This window comes from Serratia sp. LACPHL-BACT-2024-00286 (genome assembly GCF_043109535.1).
GTDB classification, from domain to species: domain Bacteria; phylum Pseudomonadota; class Gammaproteobacteria; order Enterobacterales; family Enterobacteriaceae; genus Serratia; species Serratia sarumanii.
In genome coordinates, this window is sequence record NZ_JBICNA010000003.1 from 549,799 (window position 1) to 574,936 (window position 25,138).

Annotated in this window: 28 protein-coding genes and 1 other RNA gene; 11 read left to right on the forward strand and 18 right to left on the reverse strand. The window is 60.1% G+C overall.

The window, feature by feature from the left end; all coding sequences use genetic code 11:
* The first annotated feature begins 59 nt into the window (after window positions 1-59).
* Both ACF8MC_RS12265 and ACF8MC_RS12270 read left to right on the forward strand, forming a co-directional pair.
* Entirely contained in the window at window positions 60-908 is an 849-nt protein-coding gene (locus ACF8MC_RS12265; RefSeq protein ID WP_033648938.1) for a MurR/RpiR family transcriptional regulator, read from the forward strand.
* Between the two features lie 51 nt (window positions 909-959).
* On the forward strand, window positions 960-1,220 hold the full coding sequence (locus ACF8MC_RS12270) for a YfhL family 4Fe-4S dicluster ferredoxin (RefSeq protein WP_039568565.1): 261 nt from the start codon (window positions 960-962) through the stop codon (window positions 1,218-1,220).
* A gap of 45 nt (window positions 1,221-1,265) precedes the next feature.
* Here ACF8MC_RS12270 and acpS read toward each other — a convergent pair whose 3' ends face one another.
* From acpS to lepA, 7 genes are all read right to left on the reverse strand, one after another.
* Window positions 1,266-1,646: a holo-ACP synthase gene (acpS, locus tag ACF8MC_RS12275; protein WP_004929169.1), complete on the reverse strand. Its 381-nt coding sequence runs from the start codon at window positions 1,644-1,646 to the stop codon at window positions 1,266-1,268.
* Window positions 1,646-2,377, reverse strand: a complete 732-nt coding sequence (pdxJ, locus tag ACF8MC_RS12280; protein ID WP_025303943.1) for a pyridoxine 5'-phosphate synthase — start codon at window positions 2,375-2,377, stop codon at window positions 1,646-1,648. The genes acpS and pdxJ overlap by 1 nt, the downstream gene beginning before the upstream one ends.
* A gap of 71 nt (window positions 2,378-2,448) precedes the next feature.
* On the reverse strand, window positions 2,449-3,180 hold the full coding sequence (gene recO, locus ACF8MC_RS12285; RefSeq protein WP_004929165.1) for a DNA repair protein RecO: 732 nt from the start codon (window positions 3,178-3,180) through the stop codon (window positions 2,449-2,451).
* A 6-nt stretch (window positions 3,181-3,186) separates the two neighbouring features.
* Window positions 3,187-4,095, reverse strand: a complete 909-nt coding sequence (gene era, locus ACF8MC_RS12290) for a GTPase Era (RefSeq protein ID WP_004929162.1) — start codon at window positions 4,093-4,095, stop codon at window positions 3,187-3,189.
* Entirely contained in the window at window positions 4,092-4,772 is a 681-nt protein-coding gene (gene rnc, locus ACF8MC_RS12295) for a ribonuclease III (RefSeq protein WP_004929158.1), read from the reverse strand. Before rnc ends, era begins: the two co-directional genes overlap by 4 nt.
* Window positions 4,773-5,008: 236 nt before the next feature.
* The gene (gene lepB, locus ACF8MC_RS12300) at window positions 5,009-5,986 is read right to left on the reverse strand and encodes a signal peptidase I (RefSeq protein ID WP_033635624.1); all 978 of its coding nucleotides are present in this window, start codon (window positions 5,984-5,986) and stop codon (window positions 5,009-5,011) included.
* A gap of 32 nt (window positions 5,987-6,018) precedes the next feature.
* On the reverse strand, window positions 6,019-7,818 hold the full coding sequence (gene lepA / locus ACF8MC_RS12305) for a translation elongation factor 4 (RefSeq protein ID WP_033635625.1): 1,800 nt from the start codon (window positions 7,816-7,818) through the stop codon (window positions 6,019-6,021).
* Between the two features lie 519 nt (window positions 7,819-8,337).
* Between lepA and ACF8MC_RS12310 the strand changes: the two genes are divergently transcribed.
* Window positions 8,338-9,174 carry a hypothetical protein gene (locus ACF8MC_RS12310; RefSeq protein ID WP_049233112.1) on the forward strand — a complete coding sequence of 279 codons (837 nt, stop codon included), beginning with the start codon at window positions 8,338-8,340 and terminating at the stop codon, window positions 9,172-9,174.
* Here the strand turns inward: ACF8MC_RS12310 and rseC are convergent.
* The 4 genes from rseC to rpoE are packed head-to-tail and all read right to left on the reverse strand — an operon-like array spanning window position 9,171 to window position 11,862.
* Complete coding sequence (gene rseC / locus ACF8MC_RS12315; RefSeq protein WP_033635627.1) at window positions 9,171-9,647, reverse strand: SoxR-reducing system protein RseC; 477 nt, start codon at window positions 9,645-9,647, stop codon at window positions 9,171-9,173. The two genes, ACF8MC_RS12310 and rseC, sit on opposite strands and share 4 nt — an antisense overlap.
* On the reverse strand, window positions 9,644-10,603 hold the full coding sequence (gene rseB, locus ACF8MC_RS12320) for a sigma-E factor regulatory protein RseB (protein WP_033635628.1): 960 nt from the start codon (window positions 10,601-10,603) through the stop codon (window positions 9,644-9,646). Before rseB ends, rseC begins: the two co-directional genes overlap by 4 nt.
* Window positions 10,603-11,256 (reverse strand): anti-sigma-E factor RseA, encoded by a 654-nt coding sequence (rseA, locus tag ACF8MC_RS12325; RefSeq protein WP_016929795.1) that lies wholly within the window; start codon window positions 11,254-11,256, stop codon window positions 10,603-10,605. The genes rseB and rseA overlap by 1 nt, the downstream gene beginning before the upstream one ends.
* 30 nt (window positions 11,257-11,286) lie before the next feature.
* Window positions 11,287-11,862 (reverse strand): RNA polymerase sigma factor RpoE, encoded by a 576-nt coding sequence (gene rpoE, locus ACF8MC_RS12330; protein ID WP_004929136.1) that lies wholly within the window; start codon window positions 11,860-11,862, stop codon window positions 11,287-11,289.
* Between the two features lie 214 nt (window positions 11,863-12,076).
* Here rpoE and nadB point away from each other — a divergent pair, with 214 nt between their 5' ends.
* Window positions 12,077-13,678 (forward strand): L-aspartate oxidase, encoded by a 1,602-nt coding sequence (nadB, locus tag ACF8MC_RS12335; RefSeq protein WP_016929796.1) that lies wholly within the window; start codon window positions 12,077-12,079, stop codon window positions 13,676-13,678.
* A gap of 38 nt (window positions 13,679-13,716) precedes the next feature.
* On the opposite strand, the gene ACF8MC_RS12340 is transcribed toward nadB, so the two are convergent.
* Window positions 13,717-14,463 (reverse strand): methyltransferase, encoded by a 747-nt coding sequence (locus ACF8MC_RS12340; RefSeq protein ID WP_204350887.1) that lies wholly within the window; start codon window positions 14,461-14,463, stop codon window positions 13,717-13,719.
* 132 nt (window positions 14,464-14,595) lie between these two features.
* On the opposite strand from ACF8MC_RS12340, the gene srmB reads away from it, so the two are divergent.
* Window positions 14,596-15,918, forward strand: coding sequence for an ATP-dependent RNA helicase SrmB (gene srmB / locus ACF8MC_RS12345; RefSeq protein ID WP_016929798.1), 1,323 nt, complete (start codon window positions 14,596-14,598; stop codon window positions 15,916-15,918).
* Between the two features lie 52 nt (window positions 15,919-15,970).
* On the opposite strand, the gene ACF8MC_RS12350 is transcribed toward srmB, so the two are convergent.
* The 3 genes from ACF8MC_RS12350 to grcA all read right to left on the reverse strand — a co-directional run bounded on the left by ACF8MC_RS12350 (window position 15,971) and on the right by grcA (window position 18,248).
* Window positions 15,971-16,726, reverse strand: a complete 756-nt coding sequence (locus ACF8MC_RS12350) for an ankyrin repeat domain-containing protein (protein WP_074026092.1) — start codon at window positions 16,724-16,726, stop codon at window positions 15,971-15,973.
* Window positions 16,719-17,681: a DUF2974 domain-containing protein gene (locus ACF8MC_RS12355; protein ID WP_154030226.1), complete on the reverse strand. Its 963-nt coding sequence runs from the start codon at window positions 17,679-17,681 to the stop codon at window positions 16,719-16,721. Before ACF8MC_RS12355 ends, ACF8MC_RS12350 begins: the two co-directional genes overlap by 8 nt.
* Before the next feature lie 183 nt (window positions 17,682-17,864).
* Window positions 17,865-18,248, reverse strand: a complete 384-nt coding sequence (grcA, locus tag ACF8MC_RS12360; protein ID WP_164105142.1) for an autonomous glycyl radical cofactor GrcA — start codon at window positions 18,246-18,248, stop codon at window positions 17,865-17,867.
* A 346-nt stretch (window positions 18,249-18,594) separates the two neighbouring features.
* Here grcA and ung point away from each other — a divergent pair, with 346 nt between their 5' ends.
* A complete protein-coding gene (ung, locus tag ACF8MC_RS12365; protein WP_033635636.1) occupies window positions 18,595-19,278 on the forward strand; it encodes a uracil-DNA glycosylase in 684 nt (227 codons plus the stop codon).
* Between the two features lie 56 nt (window positions 19,279-19,334).
* Here ung and grpE read toward each other — a convergent pair whose 3' ends face one another.
* Window positions 19,335-19,919: a nucleotide exchange factor GrpE gene (grpE, locus tag ACF8MC_RS12370; RefSeq protein ID WP_025159545.1), complete on the reverse strand. Its 585-nt coding sequence runs from the start codon at window positions 19,917-19,919 to the stop codon at window positions 19,335-19,337.
* 125 nt (window positions 19,920-20,044) lie between these two features.
* On the opposite strand from grpE, the gene nadK reads away from it, so the two are divergent.
* From nadK to bamE, 3 genes are all read left to right on the forward strand, one after another.
* Window positions 20,045-20,923 (forward strand): NAD(+) kinase, encoded by an 879-nt coding sequence (gene nadK / locus ACF8MC_RS12375; RefSeq protein WP_019452304.1) that lies wholly within the window; start codon window positions 20,045-20,047, stop codon window positions 20,921-20,923.
* Window positions 20,924-21,009: 86 nt separating this feature from the next.
* Complete coding sequence (gene recN, locus ACF8MC_RS12380; protein WP_161727085.1) at window positions 21,010-22,671, forward strand: DNA repair protein RecN; 1,662 nt, start codon at window positions 21,010-21,012, stop codon at window positions 22,669-22,671.
* Between the two features lie 240 nt (window positions 22,672-22,911).
* The gene (gene bamE, locus ACF8MC_RS12385) at window positions 22,912-23,250 is read left to right on the forward strand and encodes an outer membrane protein assembly factor BamE (RefSeq protein WP_004929101.1); all 339 of its coding nucleotides are present in this window, start codon (window positions 22,912-22,914) and stop codon (window positions 23,248-23,250) included.
* Between the two features lie 113 nt (window positions 23,251-23,363).
* On the opposite strand, the gene ACF8MC_RS12390 is transcribed toward bamE, so the two are convergent.
* On the reverse strand, window positions 23,364-23,648 hold the full coding sequence (locus tag ACF8MC_RS12390) for an RnfH family protein (RefSeq protein WP_004929098.1): 285 nt from the start codon (window positions 23,646-23,648) through the stop codon (window positions 23,364-23,366).
* Window positions 23,641-24,075 (reverse strand): type II toxin-antitoxin system RatA family toxin, encoded by a 435-nt coding sequence (locus tag ACF8MC_RS12395; RefSeq protein ID WP_033648948.1) that lies wholly within the window; start codon window positions 24,073-24,075, stop codon window positions 23,641-23,643. Before ACF8MC_RS12395 ends, ACF8MC_RS12390 begins: the two co-directional genes overlap by 8 nt.
* Window positions 24,076-24,236: 161 nt before the next feature.
* On the opposite strand from ACF8MC_RS12395, the gene smpB reads away from it, so the two are divergent.
* Both smpB and ssrA read left to right on the forward strand, forming a co-directional pair.
* Window positions 24,237-24,719 (forward strand): SsrA-binding protein SmpB, encoded by a 483-nt coding sequence (gene smpB / locus ACF8MC_RS12400; protein WP_033654311.1) that lies wholly within the window; start codon window positions 24,237-24,239, stop codon window positions 24,717-24,719.
* 49 nt (window positions 24,720-24,768) lie between these two features.
* Window positions 24,769-25,132: a transfer-messenger RNA gene (gene ssrA, locus ACF8MC_RS12405) on the forward strand.
* The last annotated feature ends 6 nt before the right edge of the window (window positions 25,133-25,138 follow it).

Below are 25,138 nucleotides of genomic sequence, written 5' to 3' on the forward strand. Positions count from 1 at the left end.
CACCGCGCGTTTTCGCCGCCTGCATGGCAAAATGGCCGCTGGTTTCCAGGGAAAGATCAATGAGTACCCTTCTGCGCATACGCCAAATGTATCCGACACTGGCGCAAAACGACCGCAAGCTGGCGGACTTTTTGCTGAACAACGCCGAGCAGGCGCGCCATCTCAGCTCGCAAAAGCTGGCCGAGCTGGCCGGCATCAGCCAGTCGAGCGTGGTGAAGTTCGCCCAAAAGCTGGGCTATAAGGGCTTTCCGGCGCTGAAGCTGGCGCTGAGCGAAACGCTGGCCCAGCCGCAGGCCGAGCCGGTAGTGACCGTTCACAACCACATCCTCAGCAGCGACACGCTGAAAATCGTCGGTGAAAAACTGCTGGCGGAAAAGCAGGCGGCGCTGCGCGCGACGCTGGACATCAACAGCGAAGAGCGGCTGCATCAGGCGCTGGACATGCTGCGCCAGGCGCGCCGGGTGATGCTGATCGGCATCGGCGCCTCCGGGCTGGTGGCCAAGGATTTCTCCTTCAAACTGCTGAAAATCGGCGTGATGGCAGTGGCCGAACCGGACATGCACGTCCAGCTGGCGGCGGTTCAGGCGCTGGACAAACGCGATCTGCTGCTGGCTATCTCTTTCAGCGGCGAACGGCGTGAAATCAATCTGGCGGCGGAAGAGGCGCGCCAGGCCGGCGCCAGAGTGCTGGCGCTGACCAGCTTCTCTCCCAACGGCCTGCAGCAGCGCGCGGACCACTGCCTCTATACCATCGCCGAAGAGCCCCACACCCGCAGCGCGGCCATCTCTTCCAGCACGGCCCAGTACGCCCTCACCGACCTGCTGTTTATGGCGCTGATCCAGCACGATCTCGATCATGCCCGCGATCGCATCAAACACAGCGAACAGTTAATGAAAAAGCTGGTTTAACCGGTATAATGCCGCTGCGAAAATACCCCTGTTAATAATGAGAGATACATCATGGCCCTGCTAATCACACGCAAATGCATCAACTGCGACATGTGCGAGCCGGAATGCCCGAACCAGGCGATTTCGATGGGCGATGAGATTTATCAGATCGATACCGATCGCTGCACCGAGTGCATCGGCCATTATGATACGCCGACCTGCCAGCAGGTTTGCCCGATCGACAACACCATCATCACCGATCCGCAGCATCGCGAGACCAACGAACAGCTGTGGGACAAGTTCGTGGTGCTGCACCACGCCGATCGCATTTAATCCGCCGCAGGACTGACAAGGGCGCCACAGGCGCCCTTGCTATTTTCAGCTTTCGACGATCACCGTCGCGCAGGCGTAGCGCCGTTCGTCGGCCAGCGAAACGTGGATCGCGGTGACCCCCATCTCCCCGGCCAGCTCGGCGGCGCGGCCGTGCAAACGAATATTCGGCTTGCCCAGCGCATCGTTGAACACTTCGAACTGATTGAACGCCAGGCCGTTGCGAATGCCGGTGCCGAACGCCTTGGCGGCGGCCTCTTTCACCGCGAAACGTTTGGCCAGAAAGCGAATCGGCTGCTGGTGCTGCTGATACAGCGCCCACTCGGCGTCGCTCAGCACGCGGCGCGCCAGGCGATCGCCGCTGCGCTCCACCACCGCTTCGATACGCGCCATCTCAACGATGTCGGTTCCCAGCCCGAGCACCGCCATTACCGGCGCGCTTCCCGCATCAGCACTTTCATGTCGGCAACCGCGGCCGGCAGCCCGCTCATCACCGCCTGGCCGATAATCGCATGGCCGATGTTCAGCTCGTGCATCTCCGGCAGCGCGGCGATCGGCTGCACGTTATGGTAGGTCAGACCGTGGCCGGCGTTGACCTTCAGCCCTTTCTCGGCCGCGTAGGCGGCGGCTACCGCGATGCGGCGCAGCTCGGCCTGTACCGCCAGCTCGCCCTGCGCTTCGGCGTAGGCGCCGGTGTGGATTTCGATATAGGGTGCGCCCACCGCCACCGCCGCGTCAATCTGACGATGATCGGGATCGATGAACAGCGAGACCAAAATGCCCGCCTGCGCCAGGCGCTCAACCGCCACGCTCATTTTGTCCAGCTGGCCGGCGACGTCCAGGCCGCCTTCGGTGGTCACTTCTTCGCGCTTCTCCGGCACCAGGCAGCAGAAATGCGGCTTCAGCTCAATGGCGATGTCCAGCATCTCGTCGGTCACCGCCATCTCCAGATTCATGCGCGTCTGGATGGTCTGGCGCAGCAGGCGCACGTCGCGGTCGGTGATGTGGCGGCGGTCTTCGCGCAGATGCACGGTAATGCCGTCGGCTCCCGCCTGTTCGGCAATGAATGCCGCCTGAACCGGATCCGGGTATTGGGTTCCGCGCGCGTTACGTAACGTGGCGATGTGATCGATATTGACGCCCAGCAGCAAATCAGCCATGACAACCTCTAAATACGATTTTCAGTGCCAGCAGTTTACACGCGGGCGCAAGGCGGCAAAAGGGGAAAAGGTCAGGCGTCGTCGACCGGCGTATTCGGCTGTTTGCGCACGAACTGGCGGAACAGTTCGCGGCTCTTCAACGGCTTGCCGCCGAGGTAGGGTTTCAGCGCCATGCGGGTGAAACGCTTGGCGGCGCGCAGCGTCTCGGCATCGGGAAACTGCCGCTCCGCCAGCGCGCGCAGTTCGCGCCCAGTGAAGCTGTAGTGATCCACCACCAGGCTGGCGATGAAGCCTTTCTCTTCGCGGTAGCGGTAGGTCATGGCGTCATCCACCGGCAGGCCGCTGCCGGCGCAATGCAGGAAATCGAGGCCGTAACCCAGGTGGTGCAGCAAGGCCAGCTCGAACTGGCGCAGCGCCTGCTCCGGCGAGCTGTCTTCCGCCGCCAGCGCCTGCAGGCATTGCAGATAGTCGAAGAACAGCACCGAGTAGTTGGTTTCCTGCTCGAGCACGCGCGCCAGCAGTTCGTTCACGTACAGGCCGCTGTACAGCATCATGCCGCTGAGGGGTAAACCGAGGGAGACCGCTTCGGCGTTGCGCAGCGTTTTCACTTCGCCGCGGCCGCCCCAGCGCACTAACAGGGGGGTAAAGGGCTGCAGGCAACCCTTGAGATTGGAGCGGCGGCTGCGCGCGCCTTTCGCCAGCAAGCGCACCCGCCCATGACCTTCGGTAAACAGATCCAGCATCAGACTGGTTTCACTGTACGGCCGCCCATGCAGGACGAAAGCGCGCTCCCAGCCGTCCACGGATCGTTACTTCAGATCGTCAACATAGCCCAGGCTGCGCAGCGCACGTTCGTCGTCCGCCCAACCGGATTTCACTTTCACCCACAGCTCGAGATGCACTTTGGCGTCGAACATCTGTTCCATGTCCTGGCGCGCTTCGATGCCGATGGTTTTGATCTTGGCACCCTTGTTGCCGATGACCATTTTCTTCTGGCCTTCGCGCTCGACCAGGATCAGGCCGTGCACATCGTAGCCGCCGCGATCGTTGGCCACGAACTGTTCGATTTCTACCGTCACCGAGTACGGCAGCTCTTCGCCCAGGAAACGCATCAGCTTCTCGCGGATGATCTCGGAGGCCATAAAGCGCTGTGAGCGATCGGTGATGTAGTCTTCCGGGAAGTGGTGTTCCGCTTCCGGCAGCAGCTTGCGCACGATGCCGGCGATGGTGTCGACGTTCATGCCTTTTTCGGCGGAGATAGGCACCACGTCGAGGAAGTTCATCTGCTGGCTGAGGAACGCGATGTGCGGCAACAGCTTGGATTTGTCGGTGACGTTATCGACCTTGTTGATCGCCAGCAATACCGGGCAGCGCAGGCTGCGCAGCTTGTTGACCACCATTTCGTCGTCGGCGGTCCAGTTGGTGCCTTCGACCACGAAGATCACCAGTTCGACGTCGCCGATCGAGCTGCTGGCCGCGCGGTTCATCAAGCGGTTGATGGCGCGTTTTTCTTCGATGTGCAGCCCTGGGGTATCGACGTAGATCGCCTGATAGGCGCCATCGGTGTCGATGCCCATGATGCGGTGACGGGTCGTCTGCGGCTTACGCGACGTAATGGAAACCTTCTGCCCCAGCAGTTGGTTCAGCAACGTCGATTTGCCCACGTTCGGGCGGCCGACGATGGCGATAAACCCGCAGTGTTGTTTTACTTCGCTCATTCAAGCTCCAGCTTTTTCAGCGCTTGTTCCGCTGCCGCCTGCTCGGCTTTACGGCGGCTCGAGCCGGTGCCCACCACGGGCTCGCTCAAACCACTCACCTGGCAGTGGATGGTAAACTCTTGGTCGTGCGCTTCACCGCGAACCTGCACTACCAAATAAGAAGGCAACGGCAGATGACGCCCCTGCAAAAACTCCTGCAAACGGGTTTTCGGGTCTTTCTGCTTATCACCGGGGCTGATTTCGTCCAACCGGCTGCGATACCAGTCCAAAATCAAACGCTCGACGGTCTGGATATCGCTGTCCAGGAACACGCCGCCGATCAATGCCTCCACCGTATCCGCCAGGATTGACTCGCGGCGGAACCCACCACTTTTCAATTCGCCCGGCCCAAGCCGCAGACATTCGCCCAGGTCAAACTCGCGCGCCATCTCCGCCAGCGTGTTGCCGCGCACCAGCGTGGCGCGCATGCGGCTCATATCGCCCTCGTCTACGCGAGGAAAGCGGTGATAGAGCGCATTGGCGATGACAAAGCTCAGAATCGAGTCACCCAGAAACTCAAGACGTTCATTGTGTTTACTGCTGGCGCTGCGGTGAGTCAAAGCCTGCAGTAAAAGCTCCTGCTGTTGAAAAGTGTAGCCCAGCTTCCGCTGCAGCCTGTTTATTACGATGGGGTTCATGAGTTACCAATAGATCAAGAATGCGTCAAAAACTTGCAGCATACGGAACAGGCCTGCTTCGCCGAAAGCCGATCCAAAGCTGTTTCGTTTGCAGTGGCTCCCAGCAGGGGCCAACTTTTTATCGCTCGAGAAAGTATTCTACAACGAGTGGAAACATAATGCTGTGTTTTATATCCCCTTAATCTTTCACGCCGCAGTAGGCTGCGGCGTGAAAATAACAGGGAATCAGTCAGCGATTAATGAATGCCGCCGATCCGGCTGAAACGCACGCCGGTAGGCCACTCACCTTCCTGCTTTTCAAAGCTCATCCAGATGGCCGTGGCTTTACCCACCAGATTCTTCTCCGGCACAAAGCCCCAGTAACGGCTGTCCGCGCTGTTGTCGCGGTTGTCGCCCATCATGAAGTAATGCCCGGCCGGCACCACCCACTCCGCCAGCGGTTTGCCCGGCTGTTGGTAGTAAGCGCCCACCCGATCCTGCGCGTCCGGCACGGTCAGGATACGATGCGTGACGTTGCCGAGGCTTTCCTGGCGCTCGCGCATGCGAATGCCGCCCGGCGGCACGTTATCGCTCAGCGGGATCTGGTAGAAGCCGTTGCTGGCCTCGCCCATGCCGCTGCGGCTGAACAACTGCACGAAGTCGCTCGGCTGCGCGTCGGCGTAGGTCACCGCCAGCGCGGTATCGCAGGACTGCCCACTGTTGCAGGACGGCTGCACGGTAACGCGCTTATTCACCGGATCGTAAGTAATACGGTCGCCCGGCAGGCCGATCACGCGCTTGATATAATCCAGTTTCGGATCCAGCGGATATTTAAATACCGCAATATCGCCGCGCTTCGGATGGCCGGTTTCAATGAGCGTGGTCTGGGTAATCGGATCTTTAATGCCGTAGGCATATTTCTCCACCAGAATGAAATCGCCAATCAACAACGTCGGCATCATTGAGCCGGACGGGATCTGGAACGGTTCGTAAATAAACGAACGCACCACAAAGACCAACAGCAGCACCGGGAACACCGATGCGCCGGTCTCCACCCAGCCTGGCTGCTTCGCCACTTTCGCCAGCGTTTTATCGTCTACGGCGCCCGCGGTCTGTGCGTTGACCGCCGCGATCTTCGCGCGGCGGGCCGGCGCCCATTTGAAGCGCTCGAAGCACCAGATGATCCCGGTGACCAGGGTGGCCAACGCCAGGATCAGGGCAAACATATTCGCCATGCAAACTCCCTCGTTTCGCGAACTCGTCGCGGTTACTTGCCGTCTTTACCGACGTGCAGAATGGCCAGGAACGCTTCCTGCGGCAGTTCGACGTTGCCGACCTGCTTCATGCGTTTCTTACCGTCTTTCTGTTTCTGCAGCAGCTTTTTCTTACGGCTGACGTCACCGCCGTAGCATTTCGCCAGCACGTTTTTACGCAGCTGCTTCACGGTGGAACGCGCGATGATGTGCGTGCCGATCGCCGCCTGAATCGCGATGTCGAACTGCTGACGCGGGATCAGATCTTTCATCTTCTCCACCAACTCGCGGCCGCGATACTGCGAGTTGTCGCGGTGAGTGATCAGCGCCAGCGCATCCACGCGCTCGTTGTTGATCAGCACGTCCACGCGCACCATGTCGGAGGCCTGGAAGCGCTTGAAGTTGTAATCCAGCGACGCATAGCCGCGCGACGTGGACTTCAGGCGGTCGAAGAAGTCGAGCACCACTTCCGCCATCGGGATTTCATAGGTCAACGCCACCTGGTTGCCGTGGTAGACCATGTTGGTCTGCACGCCGCGTTTCTCAACGCACAGGGTGATGACGTTACCCAGGTATTCCTGCGGCATCAGCATGTGACATTCGGCGATCGGCTCGCGCAGTTCCTGGATGTTGTTCAACGGCGGCAGCTTGGACGGGCTGTCGACGTAGATCACTTCTTTGCCGGTGGTTTCCACTTCGTAGACGACCGTCGGCGCGGTGGTGATCAGATCCAGATCGTATTCACGCTCCAGACGCTCCTGAATGATCTCCATGTGCAGCAGGCCGAGGAAGCCGCAGCGGAAGCCGAAGCCCAGCGCGGTGGAGCTTTCCGGCTCGTAGAACAGGGAAGCGTCGTTGAGGCTCAGCTTGCCCAGCGCATCGCGGAAGGACTCATAATCGTCGGAGCTGATCGGGAACAGACCGGCGTACACCTGCGGCTTCACTTTCTTGAAGCCCGGCAGCGCTTTATCCGCCGGCTGACGCGCCTGCGTCAGGGTATCGCCCACCGGCGCGCCGAGGATGTCTTTGATCGCACAGACCAGCCAGCCCACTTCGCCGCAGTTCAGCACATCGCGATCGACCTGCTTCGGCGTGAAGATGCCCAAACGATCGGCGTTGTACACCTGGCCGGTGCTCATGACTTTGATCTTGTCGCCCTTGCGCAGCGTGCCGTTCTTGACGCGCACCAGAGAGACGACGCCCAGATAGTTATCGAACCAGGAGTCGATGATCAGCGCCTGCAGCGGCGCATCAGGATCGCCCTGCGGCGGCGGGATATCGCGCACCAGGCGCTCCAGCACCTCGGGCACGCCGACGCCGGTTTTGGCCGAGCAGCGCACCGCATCGGTAGCGTCGATGCCGACGATGTCTTCGATTTCCTGTGCGGCGCGATCCGGATCGGCGGCCGGCAGGTCAATCTTGTTCAGTACCGGCACCACTTCCAGATCCATTTCGATCGCGGTGTAGCAGTTGGCCAGCGTCTGGGCTTCGACGCCCTGACCGGCATCCACCACCAGCAGCGCGCCTTCGCAGGCCGCCAGCGAGCGGGAAACTTCATAGGAGAAGTCAACGTGGCCGGGGGTGTCGATAAAGTTGAGCTGATAGGTCTGCCCATCCAGCGCCTTATAATCCAGCGTCACGCTCTGCGCTTTGATGGTGATGCCGCGCTCGCGCTCCAGATCCATGGAATCGAGCACCTGCGCGGCCATTTCACGGTCAGACAAGCCGCCGCAGATTTGGATAATGCGGTCAGACAGCGTCGACTTACCGTGGTCAATATGGGCAATAATGGAGAAATTTCGTATATGCTTCATTATAAAAGTTTTTCTGCCTTGGTATTTCTGAATTACTCGCCTATAGAAACCCGCATGGACCTAAAGCGACAGTGAATGGGTTAGGCCGTCTTGCACCTGAATCGCTGCATTCTACATGCCACACCACTGAAAACCTAGCGATCGGTGCAGTGAAGGCATTCTATTATGCGCCGCTAAATGTTACAGGGCGCCCCGGCGGGTGAAAACAGATGTTAACGCGGACGATACGGCCTGAACCCAAGGCTTGCCGGTGATTCGTGGCCGCCAAACTCCGGCGCTAATACATAACCGGCCGCAGCGCAATAAACCCTCTCCGAAATTATAAAAAAAGAATATTTGGATCAACCTCTTAGATTTCCATCTCACCCATCTTCCTTTAGGAAAAACCCCATATACGCCACCACCGCCCCTCGGATAGAAAGGGCATGAACTCCGCGACAAAACATTATTCAGGGCACTACATCGGCAGCCTACCGGGGTTCACCAGCATATCTGCGTACGTTGATTGGAAGGTGCATTATGATCGATAAAGGGCAAATGCTGAGCCGGCACGATTTTTCAAAGGTCAACTGGGGCATTCTGGCGGCGGCGGCGCTGCTGTTTAGCGCGGGGGCGGCGCTGTTGGTGCTGCCGCTGCTGAGCAGCATTGATGAGAGCGAGGTCATCACGCTATTGCAGGCCGGCGCGGGCACGATTTTACTCGGCTGTACGCTGCTGGCGCTGCGGCATTATCTGCGCCCGACGCTGACCTATCGCCTGTACGAGCACGGCGTGCGGGTCTTTGACGGCCACCATCATAAAGAGCGCTTCATCCCGTTTGAGAAGATCGGCGATATCTATCGCTTTCGCGGCGGCCAGGCTTTTGGCGGGCTGTTTGACGTCACGGCGTTCCGCGCCGGCGCGGATCAGCCCTGGTGTACGGTTTTCAGCAATGTCGCCCATTCGTGGCGGCTGGCGGACGTGATCGTCGACCAACAGCTGCAGCAGCGCGGGCCGCTGGCGCTGAATGCGCTCTATCAAGGGGAGACGGTGTCGTTTCACACCGTTGAGGGCGACGCGCGCTGGCTGTGGCAACTGCTGCTCGGCAAGCGGCAAGGCACGCCGACCGAAACGCTGCGGCTGAGCGCCACCTTGCTGACCACGGAGCGGGGCAACGTGCCGCTCGAGCAGATCCGCGCGGTGGAAAACCATCCACAGCGCGGCATCCGTTTGCTCGACGGCCAGGGAAATGTGCTATTCGCGATTAACTACGATTCGCTGCTCAGCGCCGATCTGTTCATCGCGCTGCTGGAGCATATGATCCACAACCGCATCCCCGCCTATCACAACCCGGCGATGACGCGGCCGTCGGTTTAAATCAGCGGGGAATTTTCCGCCTGCATGCGCATCGCGGTAGGCGGCAACCCAATCTGCAGCACCACCGGCTGGTAATCGGCCTGCTCACCCAGACGCCGGGCCAACCGGCGCGCCAGCATAAAGGCCGCCGCGCCGCCCAGTACGGCGCCGACGGCCGCCGAGGCGTCGCTGCCGAAACAATATTGCAGCAACGTGCCGCCCAGCATCATGCCCAGCAGCGGCGTCAGGTAAACCAGCATGGCGGAGCGCAGCAGGCTGCCTTCCGCAATGCCGACTTCAACGCGCTGCCCCGGTTCGAGCGGCTGATCGATATGCACCTGCAGCTGATGCTCGGTTTCCGGCACCAGCTCGTTCAGCGCGCGCGCGCCGCAGCCGGAACGCGCGGTGCAGCTGCCGCAGCCGGCCTTGGGTTCACAGCGCAGCAGCGCTACGCCCTGTTGCCACGAAACCACCGTGGCCCACTCTTTCATCATTGCGGCGATACCTTGAAAGAAATGCTGTCGGCGATGCGCTTGGCCGTAGCCGGCGGCAATTCGCCCACGATAGTGATTTCGTTGCCCGCGCGCACTTCGGTCTGAATGGTGCGGCGCCCCTGACGGTAGTATTGCTGCCCGGCTCCGCTGCCCGCCGGGCTGACGTTGACCGAGAAGCTGAACAGGCCGTCGCTGTAGAGCCGGGATTCAACCGGCACGGCGACGTTCGGCAATTTGCGGCGATTGCGCGCCACCTCGTCCACCCCGGCCGGCAGCCAGCCGGTGCTCCAGCTGAGCTTGACGTTTTCCACCGCCGGCAGCGACAGCAGCGGCGGCAGGTTGGCTTTGAGCAGCCCCTGCATCGCGCCCTGCACGTCGGCGCCGACCGCGAAGGAGATCACCCGATATTGCTCCAGCGTTTCGCCGTCACGATCGAGCAGATCCACCCGCAGCGGCAGCTTGGTGTCCTCGTCCATCCAGACGATATAGCTGTAGCGTGAACCGTCGCGCGCCACCACGCGCAGCACTTCACACGGCCGATCGGCGATGCGGGTGCTGCCCACGGAGATAAAGTCGTAGTACTTGGCCAGGCGGGTGAAATCGGCATAGACGATCGCCGGCAACGCATCGACGATGTGATCGCCGGTGAGCGTGAACGGCTCCAGGCCGGGTTCGAAGTAGCTGATCCCGCCGCCGCGCTGCAACACTTCGCGGCGCGGGCCGTCCATATGCAGCAGCTGGCCGAGCGGCACGTTGCCGATCACCGCATGGCGATAGCGCAACGACTCGATTCCCTGCTTGCTGATGCTGATGTAGGCGAGCTCGTAATTGAGAGAACGGCTGGCGCTGCTCATCTGTTGCAATAACGCCCCGGACGCAGTTGGCTGCGCCGGGGCGATGCTGGAATAGAGCAGGCTGCCCGTCAATAAACAAACGGAGAACCAGATTTGCTTCATTACTGCTGTTGCATTCCTAAAGACTGAGTTCCGGGAACCTGAATGGCGGCCTGTTGCGGGTTGCCTTGCTCAAGCTGCAGCTGATCCGAATGCAGGCGACGTTGCAGTTCATAGTCCTGCAGCATGGCGTTGATACGCTTGCGCTGTTCCTGCACCTGCTGCTGTTGGCCGCTGCCGGTGGAGAAACTGTCGGCCGGGACGCCCAGGCTGACCGGCGAGGCCTGGCCCATGATCGGCAGCGTGGTGAAGGCCGGCGATTCGGACGCGTTCGATGGCGCAGAAGGCTGGTTGTACTGCTGCACGCCGACGATCACCGCCAGCGACACGCAGGCCGCCATACCGATTTGCGTAATCTGGCTCGCCCAGGGACGCACTTTGTCCCAGAACGGCATTTTCTGCCAGGTGTGAGGCTGCGGCTGAGATTCCTGAACGGCGGAAGGCACCAGCCGGGCGGGTTCTTTCTCAAGTGCAGCGGCTACGCGATCGGCGATGTCGAGATGCATCACTTGCCCGACATCACCTCGCAGTGTGTCACGTATCAGGTGATAGCTCTGCCAGCTTTGTTGAAGCGTTCGATCTTGCGACAGAGAACTCAACAGCTCGCTGTCGAACGATTCACCATCCATCAGAGCGGAAAGCTTTTCTTTCTGCATGCCTAAGTACCCTTCCTGTGCCCGCCATTGCTAACGCTGGATCAGCGGTTGAACTTTATTATCGATAGCTTCCCGGGCGCGGAAAATACGCGAACGTACGGTTCCGACCGGGCAATCCATGATGGCGGCTATCTCTTCGTAGCTTAGACCATCCAACTCCCGCAGGGTAATCGCCATGCGAAGATCCTCGGGGAGCGACTCAATGGTACGGAAAACTATCTGTCTCAGCTCTTCTGACAACATTAAGTTCTCAGGGTTCGAAATTTCTTTCAGTGCGCCCGCACTTTCGTAATTTTCCGCATCGTTGGCGTCCACATCACTGGATGGCGGACGGCGCCCCTGAGCAACCAGATAATTCTTTGCCGTGTTCACGGCGATTCGATACAACCAGGTATAAAAAGCGCTGTCGCCACGGAACGATTCCAGTGCGCGATAGGCCTTGATAAACGACTCCTGCACCACATCGGGCACGTCGCCCTGCGGCACATAGCGGGAAACGAGACTCGCCACCTTATGCTGATAGCGCACTACCAGTAGGTTAAACGATTTCTGATCGCCCTTTTGGACCCGCTCGACCAGAACTTGATCCGTTAACTGCTCGCTCATCCGAGGTAAACTCTCCCCAAATCCGTCTCCACGCGTAAAATTGTACTGCCAGCCATACATTATTTTCCTGAGCAAGCACTCGCTTGGAGTTCATATAGAACACGAAGTTCCATATCGCCATTGTTTTTTCTGTTGATGTCGCCCTATCCGTGGCTTTTGCCCGGACAGTTAGGCTAACATGAAATTCACTCTTCTTCTGCACACATCATACGTTATGCAACCATCATCTGAACATGTTAGCGATGTACTGATCGTCGGCAGCGGCGCTGCAGGCCTGTCACTGGCGCTGCGCCTGGCGCAGCATTGCAAGGTTACCGTTCTCAGCAAGGGGCCGCTCAGCGAGGGGGCCACCTTTTACGCCCAGGGCGGGATCGCCGCGGTGTTCGATGAGACGGACAGCATTGCCTCACACGTTGATGACACTTTGATTGCCGGCGCCGGCCTGTGCGACAAAGAGGCCGTCGAATTCATCGCCGGCAATGCGCGCCACTGCGTGCAGTGGCTGATCGATCAGGGCGTGTTGTTCGACACCGAGGTCAACGCGCAGGGCGAGGCGCATTATCACCTCACGCGCGAAGGCGGCCACAGCCATCGCCGCATCCTGCACGCCGCGGACGCTACCGGTAAGGAAGTAGAGACCACGCTGGTGGGGAAAGCAAGCGCTCACCCCAATATTTGCGTGATGGAGCGCCGCAACGCGGTTGACCTCATCACCTCGAACAAAATCGGCCTGCCGGGCACCCGCCGAGTGGTGGGCGCGTACGTCTGGAACCGCGAGCTGGAGCGGGTGGAAACCTACCGCGCCAAAACGGTGGTGCTGGCGACCGGCGGCGCGGCCAAGGTATACCAATACACCACCAACCCGGACATCTCCTCCGGCGACGGCATCGCCATGGCCTGGCGCGCCGGCTGCCGGGTCGCCAACCTGGAGTTCAACCAGTTCCACCCGACCTGCCTGTTCCATCCGCAGGCGCGCAACTTCCTGCTGACCGAAGCGCTGCGCGGCGAAGGGGCTTACCTGAAGCGCCCGGACGGCAGCCGCTTTATGCCGGATTTCGACCCGCGCGGCGAACTGGCCCCACGCGATATCGTCGCCCGCGCCATCGACCATGAAATGAAGCGCCTGGGCGCCGACTGCATGTACCTGGACATCAGCCACAAGCCGGCGGAGTTCATCACCCAGCACTTCCCGATGATCCACGAGAAGCTGCTGACGCTGGGCTTCGATCTGACCCGGCAGCCGATCCCGATCGTCCCGGCGGCGCACTACACCTGCGGCGGCGTGATGGTCGATCAGCACGGCCGCACCGATCTCGACGGGCTGTACGCCATCGGCGAGGTCAGCTATACCGGCCTGCACGGCGCCAACCGCATGGCGTCGAACTCGCTGCTGGAGTGCCTGGTGTACGGTTGGTCGGCGGCGGAAGACATTCTGCAGCGCCTGCCGTTCATTCAGCAGGCCAAACAGGTGCCGCACTGGGATGAAAGCCGGGTGGACGATGCGGACGAACGGGTGGTGATTCAGCACAACTGGCACGAGCTGCGGCTGTTCATGTGGGATTACGTCGGCATCGTGCGCACCACCAAGCGGTTGGAGCGCGCCCTGCGCCGCATCAACACCCTGCAGGCGGAAATCGACGAGTACTACGCTCACTTCCGCATCTCCAACAACCTGCTGGAGCTGCGCAATCTGGTGCAGGTGGCCGAGCTTATCGTGCGCAGCGCCATGGCGCGTAAAGAGAGCCGCGGCCTGCACTACACGCTGGACTACCCGGATTTGCTGCCGGAAGCGCTGCCGACCATATTACAGCCTTAAACGCTGCGGCAGGGCGCCTAATCGGCGCCCTTTTCTTTTCAGTAGAACAGGTAGAAGTCAGCGATCAAATGGCAGAAATCGTCGGTGTAGCAGCCATCGGCCTGCTTCATCGCCAGCGCCTGCGCCTGCGGCGGCGTTTCCCGCCACGTCAGCGCCAGCAGCACCCGGTGCAGCGGCGTATCGGCCCGATCGCTGACGTTCACTTTCGTCGCCGTGTGCCAGCCGCTTTGCTGCGCCAGGCGTTCGAATTCAGTGCCGATATCGTGCGGCAGCACCACGCAGAACGTCCCCTGTTCCGTCAGCAGCTGCGCCGCACAGGCCAACAGCGCCTCGTGCGTCAGGGTTTCGGTGTAGCGCGCGTTGTGGCGCGCCTGGTCGCGGCAGGCCACCGCCGGCTCGAAATACGGCGGATTGCTGACGATCAGATCATACTCAGCGGCATGCCGCTGCGCATAATGGTGAATATCCTGCGCATGCACGCGGATCCGCTGTGGCCACGGCGATGCCGCCGCATTTTCGCGCGCCTGGCCGGCGGCGGCTTCATCCAGCTCCACCGCGTCAATGGTCACTTCGTCGCCGCTGCGCTGCGCCAGCATCAGCGCGATCAGCCCGCTGCCACTGCCGATGTCCAGCACCCGGCGCGCCTGCCCCAGCGGCGCCCAGGCGCCGAGCAGCACCCCGTCGGTGCCCACTTTCATGGCGCAACGATCGTGGGCGACAAAGAATTGTTTAAAGGTAAAACCCCCGCGGCGCGGGGTAAAATCGGCTTTCGATCGCTTGCTCACACTCACCACCTGGCTATAAAACTGGCGTAGCATAAGGCAATCTGATCGGCGGGAAAAGAGCGGCTTTCCGCTTAAATAGGTGAAGATCGCGGCCAACCCGTCTATAATCGGCGCCCCAAGTAGAGGTAGACCATGACAGCAACCACTTTTTCCGAACTCGAACTCGATGATCGCCTGATCGACGCGCTGCGCGACAAAGGCTACGATCGCCCCACCGCCATTCAGGCCGCTGCGATCCCGCCGGCGATGGACGGGCGCGACGTCTTAGGTTCGGCTCCGACCGGCACCGGCAAAACCGCCGCCTTCCTGCTGCCCGTGCTGCAGCACCTGCTGGACTTCCCGCGCAAGAAATCCGGCCCGCCGCGCGTATTGATCCTGACGCCAACGCGTGAACTGGCGATGCAGGTCGCCGATCAGGCGCGTGAATTGGCTGCTCATACCTCGCTGGATATCGCCACCATCACCGGCGGCGTCGCTTACATGAACCACGCGGAAGTGTTCAGCGAAAATCAGGACGTGGTGGTCGCCACCACCGGCCGTTTGCTGCAATACATTAAAGAAGAGAACTTCGACTGCCGTGCGGTGGAAACCCTGATCCTCGACGAAGCCGACCGCATGCTCGACATGGGCTTCGCGCAGGACATCGAAACCATCTCCGCCGAAACCCGCTGGCGCAACCAGACGCTGCTGTTCTCCGCCACGCTGGAAGGCGAAGCAATTCGCGAATTCGCCGAGCGCATTCTGAAAGAGCCGGTGGAAGTGGAAGCCGATCCGTCGCGCCGCGAACGCAAAAAGATCCTGCAGTGGTACTACCGCGCCGATGACGTGCAGCACAAAACCGCGCTGCTGATCCACCTGCTGAAGCAGCCGGACGTGCAGAAATCGGTGATCTTCGTGCGCAAACGCGAGCGCGTGCACGAGCTGGCCACCTGGCTGCGCGAAGCGGGCATCAACACCTGCTATCTCGAAGGCGAAATGGTGCAGGCCAAACGCAACGAAGCGGTCAAACGCATGATGGATGGCCGGGTTAACGTGCTGGTGGCCACCGACGTTGCCGCGCGCGGCCTGGATATCCTCGATATCACCCACGTGTTCAACTTCGACATGCCGCGCACAGCGGACACCTACCTGCACCGCATTGGCCGTACCGGCCGCGCCGGGCGCAAAGGCACCGCCATTTCGCTGGTGGAAGCGCACGACCATCTGCTGCTGGGCAAAGTGGGCCGTTACCTGAACGAGCCGCTGAAAGCGCGCGTGATCGACGAACTGCGGCCAAAAACCAAGGTGCCGAACGAGAAGAGCAACGGCAAGCCGTCGAAAAAAGTGCTGGCCAAACGCGCGGAAGATAAAGCGAAGAACAAAGAAAAGGCCAAGGTGAAAGTGCGCCATCGCGACGCCAAAAACGTCGGCAAACGCCGTCAGGCGAAGGCCAAACCGGCCGGCGACGCGGAATAACCACCGCTGCCTAAGAAAAAACCGCCTGTACAGGCGGTTTTTTTATGGGCGTTTACGGCTGCGCGTAGTGCGTGGCCAGGCGGTGCCCCTGCAGCCATTTATCCAGTTCGCGGAACTGCGCCTTCAGCTCGTCATTCTGCAAATGCACCGGCGTTTGCGAGAAATAAAACTGGAACGCAAAGCCCTGCTGGTTGCGCGCCCGGGCATCGGCCCCGGCCTGCAACAACAGCAGCGCCAGGTGCGGCGCGTTAATCTTCGCCGCCAGATGCAGCGGGGTATCCCCCAGCCGATCGCTCAAGGTGGTGTCCGCCCCGGCCGCCAGCAACAGCCGCAGCTGCTCTTCGCGCCCGGCCAGCACCGCCGCCGCGAGCGGCGTGGCGCCGGTAACGGCATTGCGCACGTTCACCGGTGCCCCTTCGGTCAGCAGCAACCGCAGGTACTGCGCGTCTTGCAACATCGCCGCGGTGTGCAGCGCGCTGTTGCCGTCCAGCCCCGCCGCCGCCGGGTCAGCCCCGAGATCCAGCAACGCCTGCACGCTACCCGGCTGCTGCGAAAGCACCGCCCACTGCAACAGCGTGACCTGCCGATCGCCCCGCTCGCGCAAACGATCCTGCGTGGCCTGCGCACGGATGCCCTGCGTATCGCCGCGCGCCACCGCCTGAGCCAGCGCCAGATTGCTGTGGCCGTCAAACGGCGAAATCTCCTGCCCCATCTGTTGCTCCTTAGCCATCATCAGTAAACCGGTCACCGCGACCAGCGCCAGTAAGGCTATCGCCAGCGCCCACCGCAAGCGACGCCCTTCAGGCATTGGCCTTCGCCTCCCACGGCTTTTGTTCCGTCATCGAGCTTATCACCTTGTCGATGCCGTGCGCCGTCAGGCTGCGATCCAGATGCTTGCTCGGCCGCCAGTCATCGATGCCGGTCAGGGTATCGTTGTTGGCCAGGGTGATGTTGTGGCCGATGGCGTCCGGGATCAGCGAGGTCGATTCTTGGGTGCTGGTCAGCATGTCATATTGCTCGCTGTAGCGGCGAATGCTGCCGGCTTCGGCATCTTTCTTCGCCGCCGCCGGATCGATACCCAGGCGATTCAGGGTGTAATCCGAGACCCCGGCCGCGTTGAAGGTGACCGCGACGGTGCCGGTCGCCAGCGCCGCCGTGGCCGCCAGACCGCCGCCGAGCGAATGGCCGGCGATCACCAGCGCATCGCCGAAGGCCGCCTTGGCGCTTTTGGCGGCGGCAACCGCCTGATTGTACTGCACATCGTCATAGCCCGTCGCCTGCCGCACGTTGCTCAGCCAGTCGCGCCAGTCGTTGGTGCCGGCGAACGCCAACACATACTGCTTGTCGTTGCTGTAAATCCCGGCCTGGAAACCGCTGCCCGCGTCGTGCAGGCTGGCGGGATCGATGCCAAAACCGAGCAGCGCGCTGTCGCTCAGGCGATTGAACCCGGCGGCACCCTGGCCATTGAGTGAATAAACGTCCTTGGCCAACAGCGCCAACGCATAATCCCCCTCCTGCGATTGCTGCCCCCGCGTCACGCCCGGCGCTGCCGCCGCCGTCGGCGCCGCCGCGGAGATATCGCCAACCAGCGTATTCAACAGATTCTGCGCATTGAGCGTGTTCTGAGAGGGAGAGGCCACCGGCGCCGGATTTGCCGGCGTTGCCGCGGGCAGCGCCGCCGTCGCCGTCTCGGCAGCGGCGCGCGGTGTAGGGATCGCGGCCACCGGGGATACTGCAGAGGTAAAACTTAAAGGCATACTCATGCCGACTCCTTGTCGATAGACTTTTTATTTAGCACCTGAATAGGTGCTGATTTAGCTATCGGCAGGTCGGATGAGTTCTGTATTAGAAATGCTTATCTTTGTGCAGAATGTGATCCGCGTTCGATTTTCGGCCGTCAAACGCAGAAAAGGGAGCCGAAGCTCCCTGATTGACTGCGCCGCAAATTACAGGCTTTCGGTAAAGGTGCGGGCGATAACGTCGCGCTGCTGTTCCGGCGTCAGGGAGTTGAAGCGCACCGCATAGCCGGACACGCGGATGGTCAGCTGCGGGTATTTTTCCGGGTGCTTGACCGCGTCTTCCAGGGTTTCGCGACGCAGCACGTTGACGTTCAGGTGCTGGCCGCCTTCCACGCGCACGGTCGGCTGCATTTCCAGCGGCACTTCACGGTATTCGATCTGGCCCAGATCGCTCATCGCGACAACCTGATCTTCCGCGTAGTTGGCCTTGGCGCACACGCAGCGAGCTTCCGCTTTTTCATCGTCCAGCAGCCAGAAAGAATTCACCAGCGCCTGGTCGTTCGCTTTGGTAATTTGAATACCGGTAATCATTATGTTGCCTCCGTACAAGGGCGTAAAAATTCACGTCGTGAGAAAACCCAATTCTGGTTTCGGCCATTTGGTAAAACCATTGTTGTCTTGTTGTTCTGTATACCAGCCTGACCAAGCCAGTTCCTTGATTAAAGTCAATTTTTACCGGGTAGGCACAAGGCGTGAAGGAGCAAATTTATGTTTTATATCAATTTTCCCACTGCGGCAAAAACCAATTATTTTTGTAAATTTTCAAAATTAATTGCATAAGACGCAGCGGCGAGAAATGAAAAGCGGGTTTCGCTGCGCGAGCCGACACGGTAAGCTATAGCCCATGAATTGCTAAAGAAAACAAAGGAGAGCGTTTATGGCCACCTCCCTCACCTGGCATGACGTGATCGGCAAAGAGAAAGAGCAGCCCTATTTTGTTGAAACGCTCGCCTTTGTTGCCGCTGAACGCCAGGCCGGTAAGACCATTTATCCACCGCAGAAGGACGTGTTCAACGCTTTCCGCTATACCGAGCTGGCGGACGTCAAAGTCGTCATCCTCGGCCAGGATCCGTATCACGGCCCCAATCAGGCGCACGGCCTCTCTTTCTCGGTGCGCCCCGGCGTGCCGGCGCCGCCGTCGCTGGTGAACATGTATAAAGAGCTGGCGACTGATATTCCCGGTTTCGAACGCCCGGATCACGGCTACCTGCAAAGCTGGGCCGAACAGGGGGTGCTGCTGCTCAACACCGTGCTGACGGTGGAAGGCGGCCGCGCGCACTCGCACGCCAACCTGGGCTGGGAAACCTTTACCGACAAAGTGATCGCCGCCCTGAACGAGAACCGTGAAGGCGTGGTGTTCCTGCTGTGGGGCTCGCACGCGCAGAAGAAAGGCAACTTTATCGACCGCAACCGCCACCATGTGCTGAAGGCGCCGCACCCGTCGCCGCTCTCCGCGCACCGCGGTTTCCTCGGCTGCCGCCACTTCTCGCAGGCCAATCAGCTGCTGGAGCAGCAAGGGCTCACGCCGATCGACTGGATGCCGCGCCTGCCGCAGGCGTAGTCCAGAGACAAAAAAGGCACCCTCGGGTGCCTTTCTTTATGCCGTTGCCGGGGCGATTACGCCTTGGCTTTGGAGACCGCAACCATCGCAGGGCGCAGCAGGCGGCCGTTCAGCGTATAGCCTTTCTGCATCACCATCATCACGTGGTTCGGCTGATGATCGGCGGATTCCATCATGCTCATCGCCTGATGCACTTCCGGGTTGAACGGCACGTTGACGTCGCCGACGATTTCGATGCCGTACTTACGCACCACGTCCAGCAGCGATTTCAGCGTCAGCTCGATGCCTTCGATCATCGCGGCCAGTTCCGGATTGTTTTTATCTGCCAGATCCAGCGCGCGCTCCAGGTTGTCGATCACCGGCAGCAGATCGCCGGAGAATTTCTCCAGGGCGAACTTGTGCGCTTTCTCGACGTCCAGTTCGGCACGGCGGCGGATGTTCTCCGCTTCGGCTTTGGCGCGCAGCAGGCTGTCGCGCTCGTGCTGCTGAGCTTCCGCCAGTTGGGCTTCCAGTTCGGCGATACGCGCATCGCGCAGATCGACGCCTTCCGCCGCTTCCGGCAGCGTATCCTCGTGATGAGCGTGTTGTTCCATTTCTTCCGAGACTTGCTCGTTTGGCGTCTTCTGTTCTTTACTACTCATGAATATCTCCGCGTTTTAGCATTAATCTCGCAACTTGGCTTATTATGGGGATCAAAACCGGGGTTTCAAGTCAACCGGTCACAATGTGGGGCATAAACGGCTCCCGGTGAGGAAAATCACAACAAATGAATAAAAAATTCGCCTGTATTGGCATTGTTGGCCACCCGCGTCACCCTTCAGCGCTGGCAACCCACGAGATGCTGTTCCACTGGCTGGTCGCCCGCGGCTATTCGGTGATGGTCGAACGCCAGATCGCTCATGATTTGGGGCTGAAAGACGCCGTCACCGGCAGCCTGGCGGATATCGGCCAGCGCGCCGACCTGGCGGTTGTGGTCGGCGGCGACGGCAACATGCTCGGCGCCGCGCGCGTGCTGGCGCGCTACGACATCAAAGTGATCGGGGTCAACCGCGGCAACCTCGGCTTCCTCACCGATCTCGATCCCGACAACGCCCTGCAGCAGCTGGCGGACGTGCTGGAAGGCGAATACATCGACGAACAGCGTTTCCTGCTGGAAACCATCGTGCATAAAGAGCACCAGCAGTGCCGCATCAGCACCGCCATCAACGAAGTGGTGCTACACCCCGGCAAAGTGGCGCACATGATCGAATTCGAGGTGTACATCGACGATCGCTTCGCCTTCTCGCAGCGTTCCGACGGCCTGATCATCGCCACGCCGACCGGCTCCACCGCCTACTCGCTCTCCGCCGGCGGACCGATCCTCACCCCGTCGCTGGAGGCGATCGCGCTGGTGCCGATGTTCCCGCATACCCTCTCCGCCCGGCCGCTGGTGATCAACGGCGACAGCACTATCCGCCTGAAGTTTTCGCAGATCGGCAGCGATCTGGAGATCAGCTGCGACAGCCAGATCGCGCTGCCGATCCAGGAAGGCGAAGAAGTGCTGATCCGCCGCAGCGATTTCCACCTGAACCTGATTCACCCAAAGGACTACAGCTATTTCAACACGTTAAGCACCAAACTGGGCTGGTCGAAAAAATTGTTCTAAAATCTGCGCCGGCCACTTTACTGTATATAAAACCAGTTTATACTGTATGAAACTACAGTTATGTGTTTATACACAGGAAGGTTCCCATGCTGGCGCAATTAACCATCAGCAACTTTGCTATCGTTCGTGAGTTGGAAATCGATTTTCAACCGGGTATGACGGCGATCACCGGTGAAACCGGCGCCGGCAAATCCATCGCCATCGATGCGCTGGGGCTGTGCCTCGGCAACCGCGCCGACGGCAACGTGGTGCGCCTGGGAGCCGCCCGCGCCGACATCTGCGCCCGCTTCTCGCTGGCGGACACCCCGTCCGCGCGCGAGTGGCTGGAACAGAACCAGCTGGACGACAGCAACGAATGCCTGCTGCGCCGGGTGATCAACGCCGACGGCCGTTCGCGCGGCTTTATCAACGGCACCGCCGTGCCGCTGTCGCAGCTGCGCGAGCTGGGGCAACGCCTGATTCAAATCCATGGCCAACACGCCCATCAGCTGCTGCTCAAACCGGAGCACCAAAAAGCGCTGCTCGACGCCTACGCCGACGAACCCGCCCTGCTGGCGGCGATGAGCCAGGCCTACCAACGCTGGCACCAAAGCTGCCGCGAGCTGGCGCACCATCAGCAGCAGTCCATCGAGCGCGAAGCGCGCAAGCAGCTGCTGCAATACCAATTGAAAGAGCTGAACGAATTCGCGCCGCAGGCCGGCGAGTTCGAACAGACCGACGCCGAGTACAAGCGCCTGGCCAACAGCGGCCAGCTGCTGACCCTCAGCCAGCAGGCGCTGCAGCTGCTGGCCGACAGCGACGAAAGCAACATGCTCAGCCAGCTTTACAGCGCCAAGCACCTGCTGCTCGAGCTGGCCGGGCTGGACGACAAGCTCAGCGGCCTGCTGGACATGCTGGAAGAGGCCTCTATCCAGATCAGCGAAGCCAGCGACGAGCTGCGCCACTACGCCGATCGCATGGATCTCGATCCCAACCGCCTGCACGAGCTGGAACAGCGCCTGTCGCGCCAAATCAGCCTGGCGCGCAAACACCAGGTTGCGCCGGAAGAGCTGCCGCAGCTGCATCAGCAGTTGCTGGATGAACAGCAGCTGCTGTCGCAGCAGGAAAGCGACCATGAGCACCTGAACGAGGCGGTCACCCTGCATCACCAGCAGGCGCTGGCGCTGGCGGAACAGTTGCATCAGAAACGTCTGCATTACGCCGCCGAGCTGACCACGCTCATCACCGACAGCATGCAGGCGCTCTCCATGCCGCACGGCAAGTTCAACATCGACGTGCGTTTCGAGCCGCAGCATCTGAGCGCCGAAGGGGCCAGCCGCACCGAGTTCTGCGTCTCCACCAACCCGGGGCAGCCGCTGCAGCCACTGGCGAAGGTCGCCTCCGGCGGTGAGCTGTCACGCATCGCGCTGGCGATTCAGGTGATCACCGCCCGCAAGATGGAAACCCCGGCGCTGATCTTCGATGAGGTGGACGTGGGTATCAGCGGCCCGACCGCCGCCATCGTCGGCCGCCTGCTGCGCCAGCTCGGCGAATCCACCCAGGTGATGTGCGTGACCCACCTGCCGCAGGTGGCGGGATGCGGGCATCAGCACCTGTTCGTCAGCAAGCAGACCGACGGCACGGTCACCGAAACCCAGATGGCGCCGCTGGATAAACGCGCCCGGCTGCAGGAGCTGGCGCGCCTGCTCGGCGGCAGCGAAGTCACCCGCAATACGCTGGCGAACGCCAAAGAACTGCTGGCGGCATAAAAAAGCTCAACTTTTTCACTTTCCTGCGGTCTGACAGTGACGCTGTAGACCCGAAAGATATCTAAAGTGCAGCGCGGCGGCGATCCTAAGCCTCCTCAACGGCCTGAAACAGGCCAAGCGCTTGAGGTGCTGAAAGAAAGCCAACGCGTCGCAACTTGAAAGATGAAGGGTATAAAGGTTTCCAACTGCCGCAAGGTCTATTATCATCGGCATCCTATGCCCTAAAGGAATGTGATTACTATGCGCTGTAAAACGCTGACTGCCGCCGCTGTAGTTCTTGTGATGCTGACTGCAGGCTGTTCTACTTTTGAAAAGGTGGTTTATCGTCCTGACATCAACCAGGGGAACTACCTGACGTCGACCGACGTGGCGAAAATTCAGAAAGGGATGACCCAGCAACAGGTCGCTTACACATTGGGCACCCCAATGCTGCAAGACCCGTTCGGAACTCAGACGTGGTTCTATGTGTTCCGCCAGCAGCCTGGCCATGAAGACATCACCCAGCAGACGCTGACGCTGACCTTCGACAGCGCAGGCGTGTTGACCGATATCCAGAACAAACCGGCGCTGACCAAGTAATCGGCGCCGCTCTTCCGGCCCATGAGGGGGCATGCTGTTCCTCATGACAGTCGCAGGCTGCAACGCGGAAGAGAAAATCAGTTTCAGATAAAAAATAAGGCGCTTATAGCGCCTTATTTTTTTGCCTTTTCTGCCCGTTGCCGGCGCAGCTCTTTCGGATCGGCTATCAGCGGCCGGTAGATCTCCACCCGGTCGCCGTCGTTCAGCGTATCGCCCAGCTTGGCCGGGCGGCTGTAGATGCCGATTTTGTTGCTCTTGAGATCGATATCCTGGCGCAGCTCCAGCAGGCCCGAAGCCTGGATCGCTTGCTCGACGCTGCTGCCCTCGGCCAGCTTCACCTTGCGCAGGTACTGGCGCTCCGGCAAGGCGTACACCACCTCGACCTGGATGTCAGACACTGTAGACCTCTTTCGCCCGCTGGGTGAATGCCTGCACCATGTTGCCCGCCAGCTCTTTGAACACCTTGCCGAACGCCAGCTCAATCAGTTTGTTGGTGAACTCGAAGTCCAGGTGCAGCTCCACCTTGCAGGCCTCTTCGCTCAGCGGCGTGAACTGCCAACCGCCCATCAGCTTGCGGAACGGGCCATCGACCAGCTGCATATTGATGCTCTGGTTATCCAGCAGCGTATTGCGCGTGGTGAAGGTCTTGCTGATACCGGCCTTGGCGACGTCCACCGCGGCGGTCATTTCGTTGGAGGTAGCGTTAAGCACCCGGCTGCCGGTGCAACCTGGCAGAAAATCGGGATAAGAGTGAACATCGTTAACCAACTGATACATCTGCTCGGCGCTGAACGGCACTAATGCAGACCGACTGATCTGGGGCATATCATTTCCTGTGAGACATAAAACGTACAGATAATACCATTTATCTGGCGGCAAACAAAAAATCTGCTAAGGGATGAGGGCGCCAAAAATGCGAAAAATTGCGCAGGTGCTGAACGGGAAAGGATTTCTTTCGCTGAAGCATCCAGTATAATGAACGCACTATGACAAAGAAAAAAGCACACAAACCCGGTTCCGCCACCATTGCTCAAAACAAGCGCGCGCGTTTCGAATACTTCATTGAAGAAGAGTTCGAGGCGGGCCTGTCGCTGCAAGGGTGGGAAGTTAAATCGCTGCGTGCAGGCAAAGCCAACCTCAGCGACAGCTACGTGACGTTCCGTGACGGTGAAGCCTATCTGTTTGGCGCCACCATCACCCCGCTCAACGTGGCTTCGTCGCATGTGGTGTGCGATCCGACGCGTACCCGTAAACTGCTGCTGAAACGACGCGAGCTGGATACCCTGCTCGGCCGCGTCAACCGCGATGGCTACACCGTGGTGGCCTTGTCCCTGTATTGGAAAAATGCCTGGAGCAAGATCAAGATCGGCGTAGCCAAAGGCAAGAAAGAGCACGACAAACGCGATGACATCAAAGATCGCGAATGGCAGACGGCGAAAGCCCGTATCATGAAGCACGCCAATCGTTAAGCCGCTGGCTTATCGAAGTAGACTTCTGGTATACTGCACAAAGTTACTTGGGGCTGATTCTGGATTCGACGGGATTTGCGAAGCCCTAGGAGCATGCCGAGGGGCGGTTGGCCTCGTAAAAAGCCGCAAAAAAATAGTCGCAAACGACGAAAACTACGCTTTAGCAGCTTAATACCCTGCTTAGAGCCCTCTCTCCCTAGCCTCCGCTCTTAGGACGGGGATCAAGAGAGGTCAAACCCAAAAGAGATCGCGTGGATGTCCTGCCTGGGGCTGAAGCGTTAAACTCAATCAGGCTAGTCTGTCAGTAGCGTGTCCATCCGCAGCTGGCCGGCGAATGTAAAGATTGGACTAAGCATGTAGTGCCGACGGTGTAGTAATTTCGGACGCGGGTTCAACTCCCGCCAGCTCCACCAAATAAA